Origin of the sequence: Salegentibacter salegens (genome assembly GCF_900142975.1) — a bacterium.
In the GTDB taxonomy this organism is placed as follows: Bacteria; Bacteroidota; Bacteroidia; order Flavobacteriales; family Flavobacteriaceae; genus Salegentibacter; species Salegentibacter salegens.
In genome coordinates this window covers 1,368,611-1,388,005 of sequence record NZ_LT670848.1, presented here as the reverse complement: position 1 = coordinate 1,388,005, position 19,395 = coordinate 1,368,611, and the positions used below count along the sequence as shown (strand labels likewise).

Here is a 19,395-nt window from a genome sequence, read left to right as displayed (position 1 = left end):
AATAAACTTCTGTGAACTGTAAATGCTACTCATTAAATATACACCGCTATGTGCGCTTTTAAAATTCCTCATCAATGAGCAAATTAATAGTAAATAGGAGATCTGAATGGGCAAATAGGGGCAGAGAAATCGGGTTACACCTTAATAATCAAATATATAGGTAACGGAGAATCAAAAGGATTTGATTTAGAACCCGGTAATTATAAATTGAAAGCAAAAATTGATTGGTGCGGTAGCCCGGTACATGCTATTGAAATTAAAGAGAATGAGCTAACAAAATTTGAACTCACAGGGTTTCCAAAAAATAAATGGATACTGCCGGTATTGCTTTTAGTTCAAATAAGTTTGCTTGTGTTATCTTACATAATTGAAATCAATGATGTTTTAATGAGTGGTTTCTCCGCAGTTCTTTTAATATATATCTTCTATCCAATAAGCTTCGGTAGAAATCATTATTTAAAATTTTATATAATTGAATAAGTGTTCAACATTCAAGAGATCCCAAGGGTCTTTCAAACTTTAAAAAATTATGAATAAAGTAAGAATTATCGGTTTAGTATTATTAGCAATTGGAGTTTTTTTATTTCCCTTAGTCGAAGGAGATTTAGCCGATATAGCTGCTGGTTTATTAGCAGGTCTGGGTATAGGTTTATTGGTAACCGGTCGTCTAAGATTCCAAAAATAAGAGACCACATTTAAGTTTCCTCAAAATTAAAAATAGCTTCTATAGGTAACTTAAAGAGTTTTGAAATTCTAAAAGCTGTGGGCAAACTAGGGTCAAATTTCTCTTTTTCTATGGCATTAATTGTTTGCCGGGAGACCCCAATAATATCTGCTAAATCTTCCTGGGTATAACTATGTTCGGCCCGAAGTACTTTTAATTTATTTTTCATGTGTACCTTCTGGTATTTATGGTGACCAAAACTAAATAAGTTAAGCCTATAAATATTACAAGCTTGCTTATTTCTGCATCATATTTAATTAGATTGGTAGCGTCAAGTAAAGAATAAGACAGTCCCACTACAACTGCTAATCCCAATGTTAAAGCCAAAGATTCCAAATGGATTTTACGCTCCAGCTCATCAAAATTATTAAACATTCTTCGGTTAGCGAAAATCATTAAAATTCCGTGAATAAAGTTGACTGATACTGCCAATGTGGTTAAAACAGTGTGATCATCCCAAATGTACTTTGGTCCAAAGGCGGCAATTGCCATGGTAGCCACCCAGCTCCAGGTCCATACGGCAAGGGTGTAAAGGTTCTTTTTTCGTTCTTTTTTCATTTTAAATGTAATTAATAGTTTACTATATGTAATGTTTACTTTACAAAAATAAACAAATATTTTAAATGTAAAGTTTTATTTACATAAATTCTTAAAAATTTTAATATTAAGAAAACAGGAGGTTATATAAATACCTTAATTTGTAAAACCGAATCCTCGAGATTTATATTTAAAATTATAAGACAAATGAAAAGAATACTTCAAATTCTAATTATGTTCTTAGCAGTAACCACTATAGGACAGAATTCCGAAAAAACCAATGAAGATCAAATCAAAGATCTCATTGAAAATTCCTTTCAAAAAATATTTTCAGATATGGACACCCAGGCGTTGGAGACCTATTGTACTCCCGATTTCCTGCTCCTGGAGACCGGTGAAGTTTGGGATATGGAAAAGATGAGGAATTATATTAAAAAAGCCAGTGAACAAAATACACAGGTAAAAAGGATAAATTCTTTTGATTTTATAGAGATAAAGATCGAAGGTAAAATGGCCTGGATAGCTTATCGGAATAAAGCTGAATTCAAATCGGGAGACAGGATTGTTAGGGAAATAAATTGGCTGGAAAGCGCCTCGGCAATTCTCACTGAAGAGGGTTGGAAACTACAATTGTTACATTCTACTATAGTTAAGGAGTAATATAGGTCTTTGCCCAATTGATGGTTGATTTAACCTTTATAATTGAAAAGTAAATTTTTTTAGAGGAAATTAATTAAAAATCTATTAGGTTGTAAATAATACTTTTCAAAGCTTTCTTTCACTATCTTTACCGGGTTAATGTTAAACTATTTAGAAATTATGCCTAAAGAAAAATCACCTTCAAAGAATTCGGCTAGAAAAGAACCGGTATTGAGTTTAAAGGAAAAACGCGCGGCGAAAGCAGCGAAGAAAAAGAACAGGACTTAATTAGATATTTTATTTAAAACAAACAAGGCTGTCCAAGACAGCCTTTTTTATATAATTGCAGTAAATTTTCGATAATCGAGATTTAAAACTCCGGGGTGGTTTACTTTTTCTTAGGTTCAAATACCGGTAGCAACTGGCTACTTACTTCACCAAAACCAATTCTGCGACCTTTGCTTTCGCAATAACCACGCATAATTACCGTATCGTGATCTTCAATAAACTTACGTTCGCTTCCGTCTTTAAGTTTAATTGGTTTTTCACCTTTCCAGGAAAGCTCTAACATAGAACCATAACTATCGGGTGTTTTCCCTGAAATTGTTCCCGAAGCCATCATATCTCCAGAATTCACCGGGCAACCATTTACGGTATGATGCGCCAGTTGTTGACTCATATTCCAGTACATATGCTTGAAATTCGTTTTTGCCAACGGGGTTTCTTCAGAATTTTCAGGTTTAAGGGAAACTTCAAGGTTAATATCAAAGCTTTTCTTACCTGAGCTTTGTAAATATGGAAATAATTCTACTTCAGGTTTAGGTCCTTCAGTTCTAAAAGGCTCTAAAGCATCTAAAGTAACAATCCATGGAGAAATTGAAGAAGCGAAATTTTTGGCAAGGAATGGCCCTAAAGGCACATATTCCCATACTTGGATATCTCTTGCACTCCAGTCGTTAAATAAGACCATTCCAAAGATATATTCTTCGGCTTCGTCTATTGGGATTGGTTCTCCTAAAGGATTTGCATCTGTGGTGATAAAGGCCATTTCAACTTCAAAATCTACTCTTTTTGACGGGCCAAAAACAGGAGTGTCAGAATCTTTTGGTTTGGTTTGTCCTTGTGGCCTGTGAACAGGGATTCCACTCGGGATTATAGAAGAACTTCTTCCGTGGTAACCAACGGGAATGTGCAGCCAGTTTGGCAATAAGGCGTTATCTGGATCTCGAAACATTGTTCCAACATTAGTCGCGTGTTCCTTGCTTGAGTAGAAATCGGTGTAATCACCAACCTGAACCGGCATTTGCATTTCAATTTCATCTAGCGTAAAAAGCACACGGCTTCTATGCTCTTCATTATCCCTTAATTTCTCATTATTTGCGTCAAAAATATCGGCAATTCGGTTACGAACCAGTCGCCAGGTCTTTTTTCCGTCAGAAATAAAATCGTTAAGGGTGTCCTGTAAAAATATATCATCGGTTAACGGAATTCCTTCAAAATAGCCCAACTGATGCAAAGCACCAAGATCTATCGCAAAGTCTCCAATACGGGAGCCTATGGTAATTACATCGTCCCGGGTTAGGAATACCCCAAAAGGAATATTCTGAATAGGGAAATCGGTGGTTTCCGAGGTTTCCAACCAGGTTTTTCTATTTGGGTCGTTAGCTGTAATAGGCATATAATTTTTTGTTTTTATTAAGAAATCTAATGTTTCCAAATATATTATTTTCCTGTTATTAACCGAATGTATTTCTTACTTTTGAGGAATATTTAACGTAAACTTTTGAGATGCAACGAGACACCGAAATTTTTAATTTAATTGCGGAAGAAAAAGAACGCCAACTAAATGGACTTGAGTTAATTGCCAGCGAAAACTTTGTGAGTGAGCAGGTTTTAGAAGCTGCAGGCTCTGTTCTTACCAATAAATATGCTGAAGGTTACCCGGGCAAGCGCTATTACGGCGGTTGCGAAGTGGTAGATAAAGTAGAACAACTGGCTATAGATCGTTTAAAAGAATTATTTAATGCTGAATATGCTAATGTGCAACCCCATTCGGGTTCACAGGCAAATACAGCTGTATTTCATACCTGCCTAAATCCGGGAGATAAATTTTTAGGATTTGATCTTTCTCACGGTGGGCATTTAACGCACGGTTCTCCAGTAAATTTCTCTGGAAAACTTTACAATCCGGTATTTTACGGGGTAGATAAAGAAACGGGACTTATAGATTACGACCAGGTTGCTGAAATTGCAAAAAAAGAAAAACCTAAAATGATTATTGCCGGGGCTTCGGCATATTCACGAGAAATAGATTATAAAAGATTTAGAGAAATTGCCGATAGTGTAGGAGCAATTTTGTTTGCAGATATCGCTCATCCTGCCGGCCTAATCGCCAAAGGTTTAATTAGCGACCCGATGCCACATTGCCATATTGTAACTTCAACGACGCATAAAACCCTTCGTGGGCCTCGTGGCGGAATTATAATGATGGGTAAAGATTTTGATAATCCTTTTGGACAAAAACTTAAGAACGGAAAGCTTAAAAAAATGTCTACTTTGCTTAACAGCGGAATTTTCCCCGGAAACCAGGGTGGGCCGTTAGAGCACATAATCGCTGCAAAAGCGGTGGCTTTTGGAGAAGCTTTAACCGACGAATTTCTACATTACACCGTTCAGGTAAAAAAGAATGCGGCGAAACTGGCTGAAGCTTTTATGGATAAAGGATATGAAGTTATTTCCGGCGGCACCGATAATCACTGTATGCTTATAGATCTTAGAAATAAAGATGTAAGCGGAAAAGAAGCAGAGGAGGCCTTAAGTAAAGCCGAAATTACTGTGAATAAAAATATGGTGCCTTTTGACGATAAATCACCATTTGTGACTTCAGGAATTAGAATAGGTACTGCCGCAGTTACAACCCGCGGACTTATAGAAGCTGATATGCCTAAAATTGTAGATTTTATTGAGCGTGTGATCACTAATATTGAAAATGATAGTGAATTGGAAGCCGTGAAAAATGAGGTAAAAGCGATGATGAAGGGAAAACCACTTTTTAAAGTGTAATCCCTTTTAAAACAGAATATATTAAAGCTTATTTGAGGAGCCCAACGTCATCCTGAACTTGTTTCAGGATCTAAGATGAGCAAATTCAAATAAGCTTTTTTGTGCTTTCTACTGAAGTCAGGTTGAATTTATTGCTGAAAGACCTTTTTTAAATCCTCTGAAATTTTAATAGGTTTTTTCTTTTCCTGGTCCATAAGTGCCCAGGTGGTTTTGGCTTCTACCAAAACTTTTTCGGTTTCAGCATTTTTTATAATCACGTGCCGAACAGATTTTACGTGAGAAGTCTCGCCAACATAAGTTTGTAACAAGATCTTATCGCCCAAAAAAGCCTGTTGTTTATAGCTGATTTCGTGGGTTACCACGATCCAGAAATACTTTTCATTCTGTTCTTTAGTTGCCCGGGCATCCCAGTGCGCCCTGGCCACATCCTGCACCCATTGCACATATTGCACGTTATTTACGTGGTTTTGCTCGTCTAAATGTTTTTCTTCAACTAAAAAACTCTGCTGAAATATTTCGGGAGTAGTAGCCATTATTTTTCTATTATTTCTACCTCAAAGATCTTATCCCAGTTTTTCCCGGTTACGTATAGTTTTTTGGTATTTTGATTATAAGCAATGCCATTTAAAACGTGGTTTTGAGAATCCAGATCCTGAAGATTAGATAAACGTTCCCGTAATCCTCTAAAATCTATAACGCCTTCTATTGCGCCATTTTCAGGATTAATAATAGTAACGCTGGGAAATTGATAAGTATTGGCATAAATCTTTCCGTTAACCCATTCCAACTCATTGAATTTTGAATAGATTTTAGTGTTAGTAGCTACCTGGATAAAATCTTTTTCAGCAAGCGTTTCTGCATCTAAGATCCAAATCTTCTCGGTGCCATCGCTTTTATAAAGTTTTTCGCCATCGTTACATAAACCCCATCCTTCTTTACTTTGGTTATAACCAAAAGTGCCAGTTTGTTTAAAATCGTCAAGATTATAGATCAAGCCTTCTTTTTCTCTCCAGGTAAGCAGGTAAAGTTTATTATTAAGAATGGTAAGACCTTCGCCAAAATAAGTGTCTTCCAGGTTGATTTTATTTAAAACTTCCCCGGTTTCTAGATTAAGTTTTCGTAAGGAAGAATTTCCGTATTGGCCAGTGCTTTCATATAAAGTGTCCTGGTAAAACTCCAGGCCTTGCGTGTAAGCTTCACTATTGTGCGGATATTCTTTTATCACTTTATAGGTATAAGCCTTCGGCGCTTTATTGTTGTAAATTTTTAGTTCGCCACTAATAGTATCGGTTTCCCCTTCAGAAAAAACGATGGCTTCCAGTTTTTGCCGACCTAATTTTGTGTTTTCAAGTGGAACCGAAAAAGAAGTTTCTGCTATTAAAGTTTGAAGATATTGCTGCTGAAAATAAAGTTGAATAGAATCAATTTCACGGTCTTTTAGGTTTTCAATAGAGCCTTCAATCGTTTCTCCAAGTTTAAATTCGGTCTTATTTTCCGCAGTATTCAGCTTAAAATAAGAAGTTTTTTTATCAGAATTACTTCCGCAGGAAAAAATTATAAAGCCTAATAATAACAGGCACAGGAACTTAAATTTATTCATTATTCTTTTGCATTAAATACCTTGCTAAAATACTTAATTCGCTTTAAAAAATACTTGCGCAAAGTAGGAAAGATTGTATATTTGCATCGGCAAGTCCCACACAACCAGCTCCTGCTGAATCCCCCAGGGCGGGAACGCAGCAAGGGTAAGCGGTCGTAGCGGTGTGATGTGGGGAGCTTGCCATTTTTTGTTTCTAAAAGGTTCTAATTTTTATCGCATATTTGCAACCTATGAAAACAAATACTTCTCCTCAAAAAGTAGTGCTTATTACCGGGGCTTCTTCCGGAATTGGAAAATCTATAGGCGAATATCTTTCTAAACAGAATTTTAAAGTTTACGGTACCAGTCGAAATCCTGCAAAAATTTCCCATCCTCCTTTTGCGATGGTTGCTTTAGATGTAACCAAAAAAGAAACTATCACCAATGCCATTCAACAAATTATTGCTGAAGAAGGCAAAATTGATGTGCTTATTAATAACGCAGGGGTTGGAATTACCGGTCCCATAGAGGAGACTCCAGATGAAGAAATCGCAAAAGCTTTTGAGACTAACTATTTTGGACCTATAAAAGTGATAAAAGCGGTTTTGCCTGAAATGAGAAAGCAAAACAGCGGATTGATCATAAATATTACTTCCATCGCCGGTTATATGGGCTTGCCTTACCGCGGAATTTATTCGGCTTCAAAAGGCGCTTTAGAACTTACTACCGAAGCTTTTAGAATGGAATTAAAAGATTTCAATATAAAAATGACAAACGTGGCGCCCGGCGATTTTGCTACAAATATCGCTGCCGGTCGTTATCACGCTCCTGTTTTAGATGATTCTCCTTATAAAGAACCTTACGGGAATACCCTAAAGTTAATGAACCAGGATGTTGATGCCGGGAAAGATCCATTATTAATGGCAAAAGCGGTGCATAAAATTATTCAGGAAAAAGATCCTCGCGGGCATTACAAAGTGGGGGAGGCGCTTCAAAAATTTTCTGTCGGGTTAAAGCGAATTTTACCCGATAAAGTATATGAAAAAATGCTGCTTAAGCATTATAAATTATAATTTTGCAAAGACAACATATTAACAAATAACTATAGATTATGAAATTTTTTATTGATACAGCCAATCTTGACCAAATAAGAGAAGCCCAGGAACTTGGTGTTTTAGATGGAGTAACTACCAATCCATCGCTTATGGCGAAAGAAGGAATTTCTGGCAAAGATAATATTTACAAACATTACAGGGAGATTTGTGAGATTGTAGATGGAGATGTTAGTGCTGAGGTTATCTCAACCGATTTTGACGGAATAGTTAGAGAAGGTGAGGAACTGGCAGAATTGCACGAGCAAATTATTGTAAAAGTTCCTATGATCAAGGAGGGAATTAAAGCCATAAAATACTTTAGTGATAATGGAATTAAAACCAACTGTACTTTAGTTTTTTCTGCAGGGCAGGCCCTGTTGGCGGCTAAAGCAGGAGCTACTTATGTTTCCCCTTTTATTGGTCGTTTAGATGATATTTCTACCGATGGTTTAAACCTCATTGAAGATATTAGATTGATCTACGATAACTACGGTTTTGAGACTGAGATCCTTGCAGCTTCTGTGCGTCACAGCATGCATATCCTGGAATGCGCAAAATTAGGGGCCGATGTAATGACCGGGCCACTTTCTTCTATTGAAGGCTTACTAAAACACCCGCTTACCGATATTGGTTTAGAGAAATTCCTTGCCGATTATAAGAAAGGAAATCAGTAAGATTTTCTGATTAAGATTTTCCAGAAAGGCTATTTGAGGAGGTATTAAGTTTAACGTCATCCTGAACTTGTTTCAGGATCTAACATGTTAGAAGCTGAAATAATCCCGAAGCTTCGGGACAGCTTGACGTGACGTAACGTAACCAGAATCTTTAAATAGCCTTTTTAATCATTTAAAAACTCCAGAATTTGTCTTTCAAAATTAGGAGTATTTAGCTGTGCCTCTCCGTTGAATATATTTCCGTTGGTGTCCAGGAATATGAGTTTATTGAGATAATTCATAAGCAAATTCATATTGATGCCTGGAGAGTTCAGTTTGTATTCTCTATCTTTATCCATGGCATAAATTTCTACGGTATTTTTCCAGGATTGTTTAGAATTCTCATCAATATTAATCCCTACAAATTCAAGTTCCGGATATTTCTTTCTTAAGTTGGAAATGATGGAATGTTGCCATTTAAAATGTTCGGGAGCTTCCATAGACCAGTGGTAGGTGACAATAGGTTTCTTTGAAACATCCTTTAAAGGAACTATTTCGTCTTTAAAATTTACCAGTTCTAAATCGCCAATATTATTTCCGGGAAGCAAGTTTTTTTGAATATTGGCCATTTGCTTTAGATCGGGAAGATTTTTTCCCTTAAATTCAATTTTTTCTAGAATACCAACGATACTATCAATCTTTTCAGCATTACTGGAAAATACCAGTCCCTGAATTGCAAGACGATTTATAAAAATATTTTTGATTTCATCCTTTTCAATTAAAGAATCAGCAAGGTTAATTCTATAATTAATATTTGCTACCGAATGAAGTTCAAAACAATCAGAATTAGTATCAAATTTTTCGAGGCACCTTTCAATAGAACGGGTTCTTAGGTAATCTTCAATAAAATTTAAATAGCCGTAATATTCTTTAAGCTGGGTGGCGTTAAAATTTAGGTCTTTCCTGTAATCATGAAAATCATCAGGAATTTGCTGGGCGAGTTCGTTGTAGTATTTCTTCACCAGAAACGTGTAGCGTTCCCTAAGATGATAAAAATCGTAATCTATACTGTTATTGGCGAGTGTTATAAACGATTTAGAAAACTTCTTCTTTGCGTTTAAATCTTTTAATTTATTCTTTCGGGTGTTCTTAATAGAATCGGTAATTCCGGCAAAATCACTGGGATTAATTTTATAATAGGAAAGCATTAAATTGTTGTTCCGTTCGTTATTAAGGAACATTTCAAGTAAAAAACTACTTTTCGCAGCACCAGGACCGCTAAAATTAAGCGATTCGTCAAATTGCATAGTGTTTAACCAAACCAGAACACTATCTCCCGGTTCTAGGTACATAATCTGGTTTTCGGGTGGATGTTTAAAACTGTAAATACCAGATTCTAAATTTTCAAACTTTTTCCCAAACTGGTTGTTTTGGTCTAAAAATAGAGTATCAATGGTTTTATTGTCTTTAGAAAGTATAAAATAGGGGTTGTAGGGGTTCATAATTTGACCGCCAACAAAAGTTCCTTTTTGGTCTTTTTTAGAGTTGTCACACCCGGTAAAAAGAATAACTCCGATAAGAGATAAAAGTAAATATTGTTTCATGCAGATCTTTAAGAACTAAGGGCTTGTAGTGCTGTTAAATCCAGCAACGATAGCAAATATAGCCCGAGCCAAATATCCCGAATGTTAATCGGGAGTTAAAAGAATAATAAAAACGTTAATCTTTAGATAAGTGTTGAAGTTTGGCTATTTTTGCAAAAAATTTACAAATACTATTTTATGCTTTCAGTATCAAATCTTTCGGTTCAATTTGGCAAGCGTGTTTTGTTTGATGAAGTGAACACCACTTTTACCCAGGGCAATTGCTACGGAATAATTGGAGCCAATGGCGCTGGAAAATCCACATTTTTAAATATCCTCTCTGGAAAATCTGAACCAACCTCTGGTAGGGTGAACCTGGAACCTGGTAAAAGAATGTCTGTGCTGGAGCAAAATCACAACTTGTATGACGACACCCCGGTGTTGGAAACTGTGATTATGGGAAACCAACCTCTGGCTAAGATTAAGAAGGAAATGGATGAAATCTATATGAAAGAAGATTTCAGCGATGCCGATGGGGAAAGGGTAGGCGTTTTACAGGTAGAATTTGAAGAAATGAACGGTTGGAATGCCGAAAGTGATGCAGCTTCTTTATTGTCTAATTTGGGAATAAAAGAGCAATATCACGCCACTTTAATGAAAGATCTGGACGGTACACAAAAAGTTAGGGTGCTTTTAGCCCAGGCGCTTTTTGGAAATCCAGATGTGCTAATTATGGATGAGCCTACCAACGATTTGGATTACGAAACCATCTCCTGGTTAGAGCATTTTCTAGCTAATTACGATAACACCGTGATCGTGGTTTCTCACGACCGTCACTTCCTTGACGCCGTTTGCACCCATATTTCTGATATTGACTTCGGAAAAATAAATCATTTTAGTGGTAATTATACCTTTTGGTACGAGTCTTCTCAACTTGCAGCGAGACAACGTGCCCAACAGAACAAAAAATCTGAAGAGAAGAAGAAAGAATTACAGGAGTTTATTCAGCGTTTTAGTGCGAACGTAGCCAAATCTAAACAGGCTACTTCCCGTAAAAAGATGATTGATAAACTTAATATTGAAGATATAAAACCATCAAGCAGAAGGTATCCCGCAATTATTTTTGAACGAGAACGTGAAGCGGGTGACCAAATTCTGAATATAGAAAAACTGGAAGCTTCAATTGAAGGGGAAACATTATTTAAAAATGTAAATATCAATCTTGCAAAAGGAGATAAAGTTGTGGTTTATTCTCGTGACTCGAGAGCTACCACTGCTTTTTACGAAATTATAAACGGGAATCAGCAGCCTGTGGCAGGAAAATTTTCCTGGGGAGTTACTACTTCGCAGTCTTATCTTCCGCTAGATAATTCAGAGTTTTTTGATAATGATCTTACTTTGGTGGACTGGCTTAGACAATGGGCTAAAACCGATGAAGAAAGAGAAGAAGTATATATTCGCGGATTTTTAGGTAAAATGTTGTTTAGTGGCGAGGAAGCACTAAAAACCTCTAAAGTTCTTTCCGGGGGAGAAAAAGTGCGTTGTATGTTAAGCCGAATGATGATGATGAGAGCTAACGTAGTGATGTTAGATGAGCCTACAAACCACCTTGACCTGGAATCTATTACTGCTTTTAATAATTCTCTGAAGAATTTTAAAGGGACTGTGATGTTTACCACCCACGACCACGAATTCGCCCAAACAGTAGCAAATCGTGTAATTGAATTAACGCCAGGAGGCGCCATAGATCGTTATGCTACTTTTGATGAATATATGAGTGACAAAAAGATCAAAGAGCAACGTGATAAAATGTATGCTGTAGAGGCTTAAACTTATATCGTCATCCCGAATTTATTTCGGGATCTAAGATGTTACTTATTCAAGAGTTTAGAAGTTAAAATGAAAATAGTTCAAATAAAAAACCCGGTGCTAATACCGGGTTTTTTGGCTAATCAAACTAAACTACAAACTTTTAATTTCTAAAACATTCCACCGCCTTCGGCTTCGTTGTCGTCTCTTTGTTTTCTTTTCAACGCTCTGTTTTTTCCGCCCCCAAATCTATAGGAGAATCCTACGTATACATTTTGGGTTTCACCTTTAAACCTTCCGGTTTGTGGTAGGGGGCGGCCATTTGTAAAACTAAACTCCTGCGTATCAAAAACATCATTAAAATTAAGACTTAAGGTTGCCTTATCATTCAGGAAGGTGTAACGTCCGCCTATATTCATAAAATACATCGGGTCCATATCCATTTGCAGGTTTTTAGCTTTGCTTCGGTAAAACCCGAATAGCTGGAAAGTCAATTTATCTGTTGCTTTAAAACTATGGTTGGATCTAAAGGTCCAGGCGGTGTTATCGGTTTCTAAATACTCGGTGCCAACTACTCCTTTTAATTGCTGGCTGTATAATTCAAAGTTGGTGTTGGTACTCCACCAATCGGTGAATTTATAATTGGTGCCAAGCTCCAAACCGTAAGCATTATTATCTTCAAAATTGTCAAATTGCAATAGTAGCGAACCTTCTTCATTAGGGTCTTCTATAAAAACCTGGCTAATCTCATCGTTTATATTTCTGAAGAAAACTCCTGCAGTTAGGCTTCCTTTTTTGCTTAATTTTCGGGTGTAATTAAATTCCAGGGAATTGGTGAATTGAGGATCTAATTCAGGATTTCCTGAAACCGTTAATCTTGGTGTACTTATCTCACGAATAGGATTAACCTGCCCAAAACCTGGACGATCTACTCTTCGGCTATAGCTTAACTGGTAGGAATTTGTTTCACTTGGGGTATAATTAAGAAATCCGCTGGGATAAATATTAAAGTAATCGTCATTAAATACATTTTCGCCGTTGTAAATCGCATCTACACTAAAATTCTCCAATCTTGCTCCAAGCTGATAAGACCATTTTTCAAAATTCTGTCCGTAAGTTGTATAAAACGAATAAATATCTCTTTTATACTGGTAAGTGGCATCGGTTAAGAAATCACTGGTTGTGGTATAATTGTTATCGGTGTCTAAAAGCCTGGCTTCTGCACCAATTTCCAGTTTACTATTTTCTGAAAGCGGATTTTCATAATCCACGTTCGCAATAATATTTTCCCGGCTTTCTTTTACATGGTCACGGTAATCTGTGAAACCTTCGGTGTCTCCTTCAAAGTTAAAGATTGAATTTTCATCTTCATCAAAAGTGTTATAATCTACTTCGAATATAATTTTATGCCCTTCTTTTTCAAACTTTCGGTCGTAAGCGAAATTGTAGGTGCTATTAATATTATCATAATTGGAATCCAGGTTCTGGGCTAAATTAAGTTCTGGATTATTGGGATAAATAATTCTTAAAGATCCTAAAGGCCCACCATCATAATGATTTTGATTGGTGTAAAAGGAAAAGGTATTTGAATCATTTAAATAAAAATCAACTCCGATTTTATATAAATAAGATTCTCTTCTGTTTGTAATATCGAAAGCCTGTCGGTAATTATCTTCGGTAAAATTAATTCTTCCAAGGTTGTTACGATCGCCAAACTGAGCGCCAAAATTTCCGTAAAAATTGAATTTTCCTTTTCGGTAATTCATATCAAGCGAACCATTGTAGCGAGTGTTATCACCAATGGTTACACCGGTATTTAAAGTTCCGTTGAAACCGTCATTAGCATTTTTGTGAAGTACAATATTGATAATTCCGCTCATCCCTTCAGGGTTATATTTTGCTGACGGATTTGTAATCAATTCAATGGTTTTTATTGAAGTTGAAGGAATTTGTTTTAGCAATTGCGCAGGATCCATATTGGTGGGTTTTCCGTCTATAAGAATGCGCACATTAGAATTTCCGCGAAGCGCAATATTTCCATCCTGGTCTACATTTACCGAAGGCACATTATTCATTATCTCTGAAGCGCTGGCCCCGGTGGTAGTAAGATCTTTTCCTACATTTATCACCTTTCGGTCAATTCGCTGCTCTATGGTAGTGCGTTCTGCAACAACGGTAACGCCGTCCAGCATTGCTACATCGGGTTCTAATTGAATAGCGCCAAAATTGTGAGTGCTATGGTCTTTGGTTATTTCAATTTGTTTAGAAAAGGTTTTGTAACCCATAAACTGAACTTTGAACATATAAGTTCCGTTTGGGATCTTTTCAATATAAAAAGTTCCATCGTCTGCAGAAGTATTTCCCGAGACCAGGTTGCCATCCATATCGGTAATACTTATGGTAGCGTAGGGGATAGGTTCTTCCAGTTCTCCATCCACAATAGAACCCGAAATTTTGCCCACGGGTTCGTTGGCCAATGCAGTAAAACTGCAAATGCATAATGCTAAAATTAAAAATAACTGTTTCATTTTTTGATTGATTTTGATGATTAGTATGTTTAAAATAAATCCTTGTATTGCATAATACCAGAATATTTCTTTTGGCAAATTCTTAGTTTTGATGAATAGAACTTACCGATTTTTGATTGATGAATGACCCCTTAAATGTTATACCTTATACTTTGTATTGCATAATAGGTAAACGTGCAATTCTAAAATTTTGATCTTTCCTCTACTATAAAGACGAATATAAAATGGAATTGTTACAGTATTTTAAAAAGAATTTTAAAAAAAGCCCGCATTCTAGAAATACGGGCTGCCGTAATTTGCAGGTTTACTAACCATCACATCTATATTCCTGCAATTATAGCTACCTTAAAGACTAAAGAGAAGTATTTTTGTTACACTTATTCTGAAACCTTAAATTTGTAATATGGAGAAAAAAACTTTAGTACTTGGCGCATCTCTTAATCGTTCCCGCTATTCTAATATCGCTATAGAACGCCTGGTAAGGTATAATCAACCTACGGTGGCCATTGGTTTAAGAAAAGGTGAAGTCGCGGGAGTAAAAATAGAAACCGAAAAAATTCCTTTTCAGGATATAGATACGGTTACCCTTTATTTGGGCCCACCGAGACAGGAAGAATACTACGATTATATTGTTTCTTTAAATCCTGTTCGGGTAATTTTTAACCCGGGAACCGAAAACCAGGAATTTTACGAAATACTTAGAAAAAATAATATTGAAATTGAAGTAGCCTGCACCTTAGTGATGCTTGGTACGAATCAATATTAACCCCAGCGTGGTTATAAATCCGTTGAGGATTAAAATAAAGAAACCAAATTCAAAGCCAAACCAAACCAGGCTGTTTATACTAATTATATAAGATAAAATTGGCGCTAAAATCGCAACTATTGGTACAAGTTTATCTTTTACTTTAATATTAGTAAATAATCCCAGTGTATAAAGTCCCAATAGCGGCCCATAGGTATATCCGGCAAATTCAAACAGTTTATTAATTACACTTTTATCGGCTATCGCATATTTGAAAATCAGCATTACGGCGATAAATAAGATAGAAATAACAATATGAATTTGTTTTCTTATCCTCATTTGTTTGCCTTCTTCGTATCGCTTTTCAATATTTAGAATATCAATACTAAACGAAGTGGTAAGCGCGGTTAAAGTTCCATCGGCACTGGAATAGGCTGCGGCAATAAGCCCCAGAATAAAAAGAATAGCGACTCCAATTCCTAATTCTCCGCCGGTGGCGATTGCAGGGAAAAGCTCATCTTTAATAGCGCCAATTCCGCTTAGATCGGCGTATTGTGTCAGTAGAACCCCAAGTATAAGGAACATCATATTTACTATAGTAAGCACTATAGTAAACGAAAACATATTTTTTTGAGCATCTTTCAGGTTACGGCAGGTAAGGTTTTTTTGCATCATATCCTGGTCGAGACCTGTCATTACAATTGCAATAAAAGCTCCACTTAGAAATTGTTTTATAAAGTGATCACTGCTTTTCCAGTCTTCAAAGAAGAAGATTTTTGTAAGTCCGCTTTCGGAAAGGTGATTAATCATTCCCCCCGCTGTAATCCCTAATTCATCTGAAACTACGATTAAAGTCACTCCAAGCGATAACAGCATAAAAAATGTTTGCAGGGTATCTGTCCAGACCACGGTTTTAATTCCGCTTCTAAAAGTGTATAACCAAATAAGAAAAATTGTCGCGGAAACTGTGGCATAATAAGGAACACCTAATTCATCAAAAAGAATCAGTTGTAAAACATTCGCCACCAAAAACAACCTGAAACTGGAGCCGACTATCCTTGAAAGCAAGAAAAATGAAGCCCCGGTTTTATAAGAATATTTTCCAAAGCGTGATTCCAGGTAAGAATAAATAGAAGTAAGGTTTAATCGATAATAAAGCGGCAGGAGAATAAGACCGATTACCGCATAACCCACGGTATAACCCAAAACCACCTGGAAGTAACTGAAACTATCTGTGGCTACTGTTCCTGGAAGAGAAATAAAAGTAACCCCGCTAAGCGAAGCACCAATCATTCCAAAAGCCACGATATACCACGGCGACTCCCGGTTGGCCCTAAAAAACTCGGCATTGCTACCGGCCCTGCTGGAAAAGAAAGAAACCAAAAATAAAAGTCCGAAATAGGCGGCGATTAAAATTAAAATCTGGTAAGGCTGCATAGCGATGATTTTCTGAAGTGGCGAATTTACAAATTAAGCTTAAACTTTAGCCTGCTTCCATAAAAATGAACGATCAAAGACCTCGGGGCAAGCCCAAGAGCTATGAAACGGAAAATTATTCTTTCAGTCGAATCAAGCGGGAGCATTTAAATCTCGATTATCGAGTAAAAATCCTAAATTCGCGTTATGGATTTTTCTTCAAAACTATTGGAACAGGCTGTAGATGAAATGTCTCAACTTCCCGGCATCGGAAAACGCACGGCCTTAAGGTTGGTTTTGCATATGCTAAAGCAACCTGAGTCGCAAACCAAACAACTGGCAGATGCTCTTACCAAACTTAGAACCGAAATAAAACTCTGTAAAAATTGCTACAATATTAGTGATACCGATCTTTGTGCTATTTGCGTTAATCCTTCCAGAAATTCAGAAATTGTTTGTGTGGTAGAAGATATTCGAGATGTAATGGCTATTGAAAATACCGATCAATACCGCGGGCATTATCACGTTTTAGGTGGAAAAATAAGCCCTATGGATGGCATTGGCCCTTCGCAGCTTAGCATTAAACCTTTAATTGAGAAAGTGCAGGCAGGAAAAGTAGAGGAGATCATTTTTGCACTAAGTAGCACATTGGAAGGCGATACCACTAATTTTTATATTTATCGACAATTGGAAAGCACCGGTATTAAAACTTCAACCATCGCTCGAGGAATTTCAGTAGGAGACGAACTGGAGTATGCAGATGAGGTTACATTAGGTAGAAGTATTACCAATAGAATTCCTTTTGAAAGTTCTACTAAAAGTTGATATCTTTAATTAAGCTTCGCGCTAAAAAATAAGCAGATGAAAATTTCAGCATTAAAAAAGGCGATTATTGAAAAACTGGAGAGACTTAATGAAGCTCAATTGCTTCAAGTTCAGGAGTTGCTTGAGCATCTTCATCAACAAAAAAATATTGAAGAACCGCAAACCGATTATCAACTTGAAGAATGGGATTTAATGCCTGGTTGGCAAAAAAAAAGAATTGAAGATGCTGAAGAAAGTTTAGATAGGGTAGCAGGAGTTCCGCATAAAGAAGTTGCAAGAAAGCTAAAAGATAAATATGGCTTCTAAAAGGGAAGTTGTTTGGGCTGTTTCAGCCATACAGGAGTTAGATAATATTCTTGAATATCTTGAAAATAATTGGAGCAAGACAGTTAGTGAAAATTTCTTTAATATCTTAAACCATTCGGTAGAGTTAATTAAGTTAAATCCTTATCAGTTTCCTGCACTCTCAAAGGAAAAGAGGTTTTATAAATGTGTGGTAACAAAACATAATTCTATTTTTATAGTGTTCCGAATAAAACTCTTATTAGGATTCTGCATGTTTTTGATACACGACAGGATCCCCGAAAACTTCCACTTAATCAATAATATTTCTACTGAAAAATTTAGTTTCAGCTTTTGAAATTGTAATTTTACCCAAAAGCGGATTTCATTTCTACGAGAGAAAATATATAGTGAAAATTTAATTTATTGATTTTTTAATACTTTTAAAGTTGAATTTTCATTAAATTCGCAAGCATAAACCTTAAAATAAGCTTTCAATTATAGATATGGCAAAGTTTGAACTTAAGCTACCAAAAATGGGCGAAAGTGTCGCCGAAGCAACTATTACCAACTGGCTAAAAGAAGTTGGAGATACCATTGAAGCCGACGAACCGGTGTTGGAAATCGCTACCGATAAAGTAGATAGCGAAGTCCCCAGTGAAGTAGAAGGGAAATTGGTAGAAAAACTTTTTGAAGCCGATGATGTAGTGCAGGTAGGCCAAACCATAGCTATTATTGAAACCGAAGGTGAAATTCCTGCCGGCAACGATGATGATGAATTAGATCTTGATCTTGACGATGAAAGCGAAGAAGAGGATTATGCTGACGAAGTAGCCGAAAGTGTGGAGACTGCAAAAGAAACTGCAGGGAGCAAAGATTTTTCTGATGCTTCCAGGTTTTACTCTCCACTGGTAAAGAATATAGCGAAAGAAGAAGGGATAGACCTTGACGAGTTAGAAGAAGTAGAAGGTACCGGTAAAGATAATCGAGTAACTAAAGATGATATTTTAGCTTACGTTGAAAACCGTGAGAAAGGAACTTCTGCTAAGCAAAAGCCAAAGGCAAAACAAGCGTCTTCTGCAGATACCGGAAAAATGGCCAGCGCCAAAGCCGAGTCTGAAAAAGTGATTCCTTCTGGAGAAGATGAGATTATAGAAATGAGCCGAATGGGTAAAATGATCGCACATCATATGGTAGATAGCGCTCAAACTTCAGCCCACGTTCAATCTTTTATCGAGGTAGATGTTACCAATATCTGGAACTGGAGAAATAAGCATAAAAACGATTTTCAGAAAAAAGAAGGAGAAAAACTTACGTTTACTCCAATTTTTATGGAAGCCGTGGCGAAAGCAATTCGCGATTTCCCAATGATCAATATCTCTGTAGATGGCGATAAGATTATCAAGAAGAAAAACATAAATCTTGGAATGGCAGCAGCTCTTCCAGACGGAAACTTAATAGTGCCGGTAATTAGAAATGCCGATCAGCTTAACCTTGTTGGCCTTGCTAAAAAGGTAAATGATCTTGCAAACCGTGCACGCCAAAATAAATTAAAGCCCGATGATATTCAGGGTGGAACTTACACCGTAACCAACGTAGGAACTTTTGGAAGCATTATGGGAACTCCTATAATTAACCAACCGCAAGTTGCAATTCTTGCCCTGGGAGCCATTAGAAAAGTACCGGCTGTTATAGAAACACCAGATGGTGATTTTATAGGTATTCGTTACAAGATGTTCCTTTCGCACAGTTACGATCACAGGGTTGTAAATGGAGCGCTTGGTGGTCAATTTGTGCAACGTGTAGCGCAATATCTTGAAGGTTTTGACAAAGACCGCGAGATATAAATTCAAATAATATTTAAAGAAAAAACCGGCTAAAATTAGCCGGTTTTTTCTTTTTAAGCTTTTAAATATCC

The 19,395-nt window shown here is 36.6% G+C and carries 19 protein-coding genes and 1 other RNA gene; 12 read left to right on the top strand and 8 right to left on the bottom strand.

Annotated features, from left to right (window positions below; genetic code table 11):
• Window positions 1-529 precede the first annotated feature (529 nt).
• Window positions 530-685, top strand: a complete 156-nt coding sequence (locus B5488_RS17850) for a hypothetical protein (RefSeq protein WP_154045345.1) — start codon at window positions 530-532, stop codon at window positions 683-685.
• A 10-nt stretch (window positions 686-695) separates the two neighbouring features.
• Here the strand turns inward: B5488_RS17850 and B5488_RS06290 are convergent, their stop codons facing one another.
• Together B5488_RS06290 and B5488_RS06285 are read right to left on the bottom strand one after the other, a co-directional pair.
• On the bottom strand, window positions 696-893 hold the full coding sequence (locus B5488_RS06290) for a helix-turn-helix transcriptional regulator (RefSeq protein WP_079734485.1): 198 nt from the start codon (window positions 891-893) through the stop codon (window positions 696-698).
• Window positions 890-1,282 carry a hypothetical protein gene (locus B5488_RS06285; RefSeq protein ID WP_079734484.1) on the bottom strand — a complete coding sequence of 131 codons (393 nt, stop codon included), beginning with the start codon at window positions 1,280-1,282 and terminating at the stop codon, window positions 890-892. Before B5488_RS06285 ends, B5488_RS06290 begins: the two co-directional genes overlap by 4 nt.
• A 186-nt stretch (window positions 1,283-1,468) precedes the next feature.
• Between B5488_RS06285 and B5488_RS06280 the strand changes: the two genes are divergently transcribed.
• On the top strand, window positions 1,469-1,921 hold the full coding sequence (locus B5488_RS06280) for a nuclear transport factor 2 family protein (protein ID WP_079734483.1): 453 nt from the start codon (window positions 1,469-1,471) through the stop codon (window positions 1,919-1,921).
• Between the two features lie 367 nt (window positions 1,922-2,288).
• Here the strand turns inward: B5488_RS06280 and fahA are convergent, their stop codons facing one another.
• Window positions 2,289-3,578 (bottom strand): fumarylacetoacetase, encoded by a 1,290-nt coding sequence (gene fahA, locus B5488_RS06275; RefSeq protein ID WP_079736544.1) that lies wholly within the window; start codon window positions 3,576-3,578, stop codon window positions 2,289-2,291.
• A gap of 110 nt (window positions 3,579-3,688) precedes the next feature.
• Here fahA and B5488_RS06270 point away from each other — a divergent pair, with 110 nt between their 5' ends.
• A complete protein-coding gene (locus tag B5488_RS06270) occupies window positions 3,689-4,963 on the top strand; it encodes a serine hydroxymethyltransferase (RefSeq protein ID WP_079734482.1) in 1,275 nt (424 codons plus the stop codon).
• A gap of 128 nt (window positions 4,964-5,091) precedes the next feature.
• On the opposite strand, the gene B5488_RS06265 is transcribed toward B5488_RS06270, so the two are convergent.
• Entirely contained in the window at window positions 5,092-5,496 is a 405-nt protein-coding gene (locus tag B5488_RS06265; RefSeq protein ID WP_079734481.1) for an acyl-CoA thioesterase, read from the bottom strand.
• Window positions 5,496-6,563: a glutaminyl-peptide cyclotransferase gene (locus B5488_RS06260; protein WP_079734480.1), complete on the bottom strand. Its 1,068-nt coding sequence runs from the start codon at window positions 6,561-6,563 to the stop codon at window positions 5,496-5,498. The genes B5488_RS06265 and B5488_RS06260 overlap by 1 nt, the downstream gene beginning before the upstream one ends.
• 87 nt (window positions 6,564-6,650) lie before the next feature.
• Between B5488_RS06260 and ffs the strand changes: the two genes are divergently transcribed.
• The 3 genes from ffs (at window position 6,651) to fsa (ending at window position 8,310) form a co-directional block, all read left to right on the top strand.
• An RNA gene (gene ffs / locus B5488_RS06255) (signal recognition particle sRNA small type) lies at window positions 6,651-6,749 on the top strand.
• 44 nt (window positions 6,750-6,793) lie between these two features.
• The gene (locus tag B5488_RS06250) at window positions 6,794-7,615 is read left to right on the top strand and encodes an SDR family oxidoreductase (protein ID WP_079734479.1); all 822 of its coding nucleotides are present in this window, start codon (window positions 6,794-6,796) and stop codon (window positions 7,613-7,615) included.
• 38 nt (window positions 7,616-7,653) lie between these two features.
• The gene (gene fsa / locus B5488_RS06245) at window positions 7,654-8,310 is read left to right on the top strand and encodes a fructose-6-phosphate aldolase (protein ID WP_079734478.1); all 657 of its coding nucleotides are present in this window, start codon (window positions 7,654-7,656) and stop codon (window positions 8,308-8,310) included.
• A 164-nt stretch (window positions 8,311-8,474) separates the two neighbouring features.
• On the opposite strand, the gene B5488_RS06240 is transcribed toward fsa, so the two are convergent.
• Window positions 8,475-9,893, bottom strand: coding sequence for a hypothetical protein (locus B5488_RS06240; RefSeq protein ID WP_079734477.1), 1,419 nt, complete (start codon window positions 9,891-9,893; stop codon window positions 8,475-8,477).
• A 177-nt stretch (window positions 9,894-10,070) separates the two neighbouring features.
• On the opposite strand from B5488_RS06240, the gene B5488_RS06235 reads away from it, so the two are divergent.
• Window positions 10,071-11,702 carry an ABC-F family ATP-binding cassette domain-containing protein gene (locus tag B5488_RS06235; protein WP_079734476.1) on the top strand — a complete coding sequence of 544 codons (1,632 nt, stop codon included), beginning with the start codon at window positions 10,071-10,073 and terminating at the stop codon, window positions 11,700-11,702.
• A gap of 149 nt (window positions 11,703-11,851) precedes the next feature.
• Here B5488_RS06235 and B5488_RS06230 read toward each other — a convergent pair whose 3' ends face one another.
• Window positions 11,852-14,209, bottom strand: a complete 2,358-nt coding sequence (locus tag B5488_RS06230) for a TonB-dependent receptor domain-containing protein (protein ID WP_079734475.1) — start codon at window positions 14,207-14,209, stop codon at window positions 11,852-11,854.
• A gap of 403 nt (window positions 14,210-14,612) precedes the next feature.
• On the opposite strand from B5488_RS06230, the gene B5488_RS06225 reads away from it, so the two are divergent.
• Window positions 14,613-14,975, top strand: a complete 363-nt coding sequence (locus B5488_RS06225; RefSeq protein WP_079734474.1) for a CoA-binding protein — start codon at window positions 14,613-14,615, stop codon at window positions 14,973-14,975.
• Here the strand turns inward: B5488_RS06225 and B5488_RS06220 are convergent.
• Entirely contained in the window at window positions 14,946-16,391 is a 1,446-nt protein-coding gene (locus B5488_RS06220; RefSeq protein WP_079734473.1) for a sodium:solute symporter, read from the bottom strand. The two genes, B5488_RS06225 and B5488_RS06220, sit on opposite strands and share 30 nt — an antisense overlap.
• 186 nt (window positions 16,392-16,577) lie before the next feature.
• Here B5488_RS06220 and recR point away from each other — a divergent pair, with 186 nt between their 5' ends.
• The 4 genes from recR (at window position 16,578) to B5488_RS06200 (ending at window position 19,324) form a co-directional block, all read left to right on the top strand.
• Complete coding sequence (gene recR, locus B5488_RS06215; protein WP_079734472.1) at window positions 16,578-17,195, top strand: recombination mediator RecR; 618 nt, start codon at window positions 16,578-16,580, stop codon at window positions 17,193-17,195.
• Window positions 17,196-17,231: 36 nt separating this feature from the next.
• A complete protein-coding gene (locus tag B5488_RS06210; protein WP_079734471.1) occupies window positions 17,232-17,501 on the top strand; it encodes a hypothetical protein in 270 nt (89 codons plus the stop codon).
• On the top strand, window positions 17,491-17,835 hold the full coding sequence (locus tag B5488_RS06205; protein WP_079734470.1) for a type II toxin-antitoxin system RelE/ParE family toxin: 345 nt from the start codon (window positions 17,491-17,493) through the stop codon (window positions 17,833-17,835). The genes B5488_RS06210 and B5488_RS06205 overlap by 11 nt, the downstream gene beginning before the upstream one ends.
• Window positions 17,836-17,983: 148 nt before the next feature.
• The gene (locus B5488_RS06200) at window positions 17,984-19,324 is read left to right on the top strand and encodes a dihydrolipoamide acetyltransferase family protein (protein ID WP_079734469.1); all 1,341 of its coding nucleotides are present in this window, start codon (window positions 17,984-17,986) and stop codon (window positions 19,322-19,324) included.
• The last annotated feature ends 71 nt before the right edge of the window (window positions 19,325-19,395 follow it).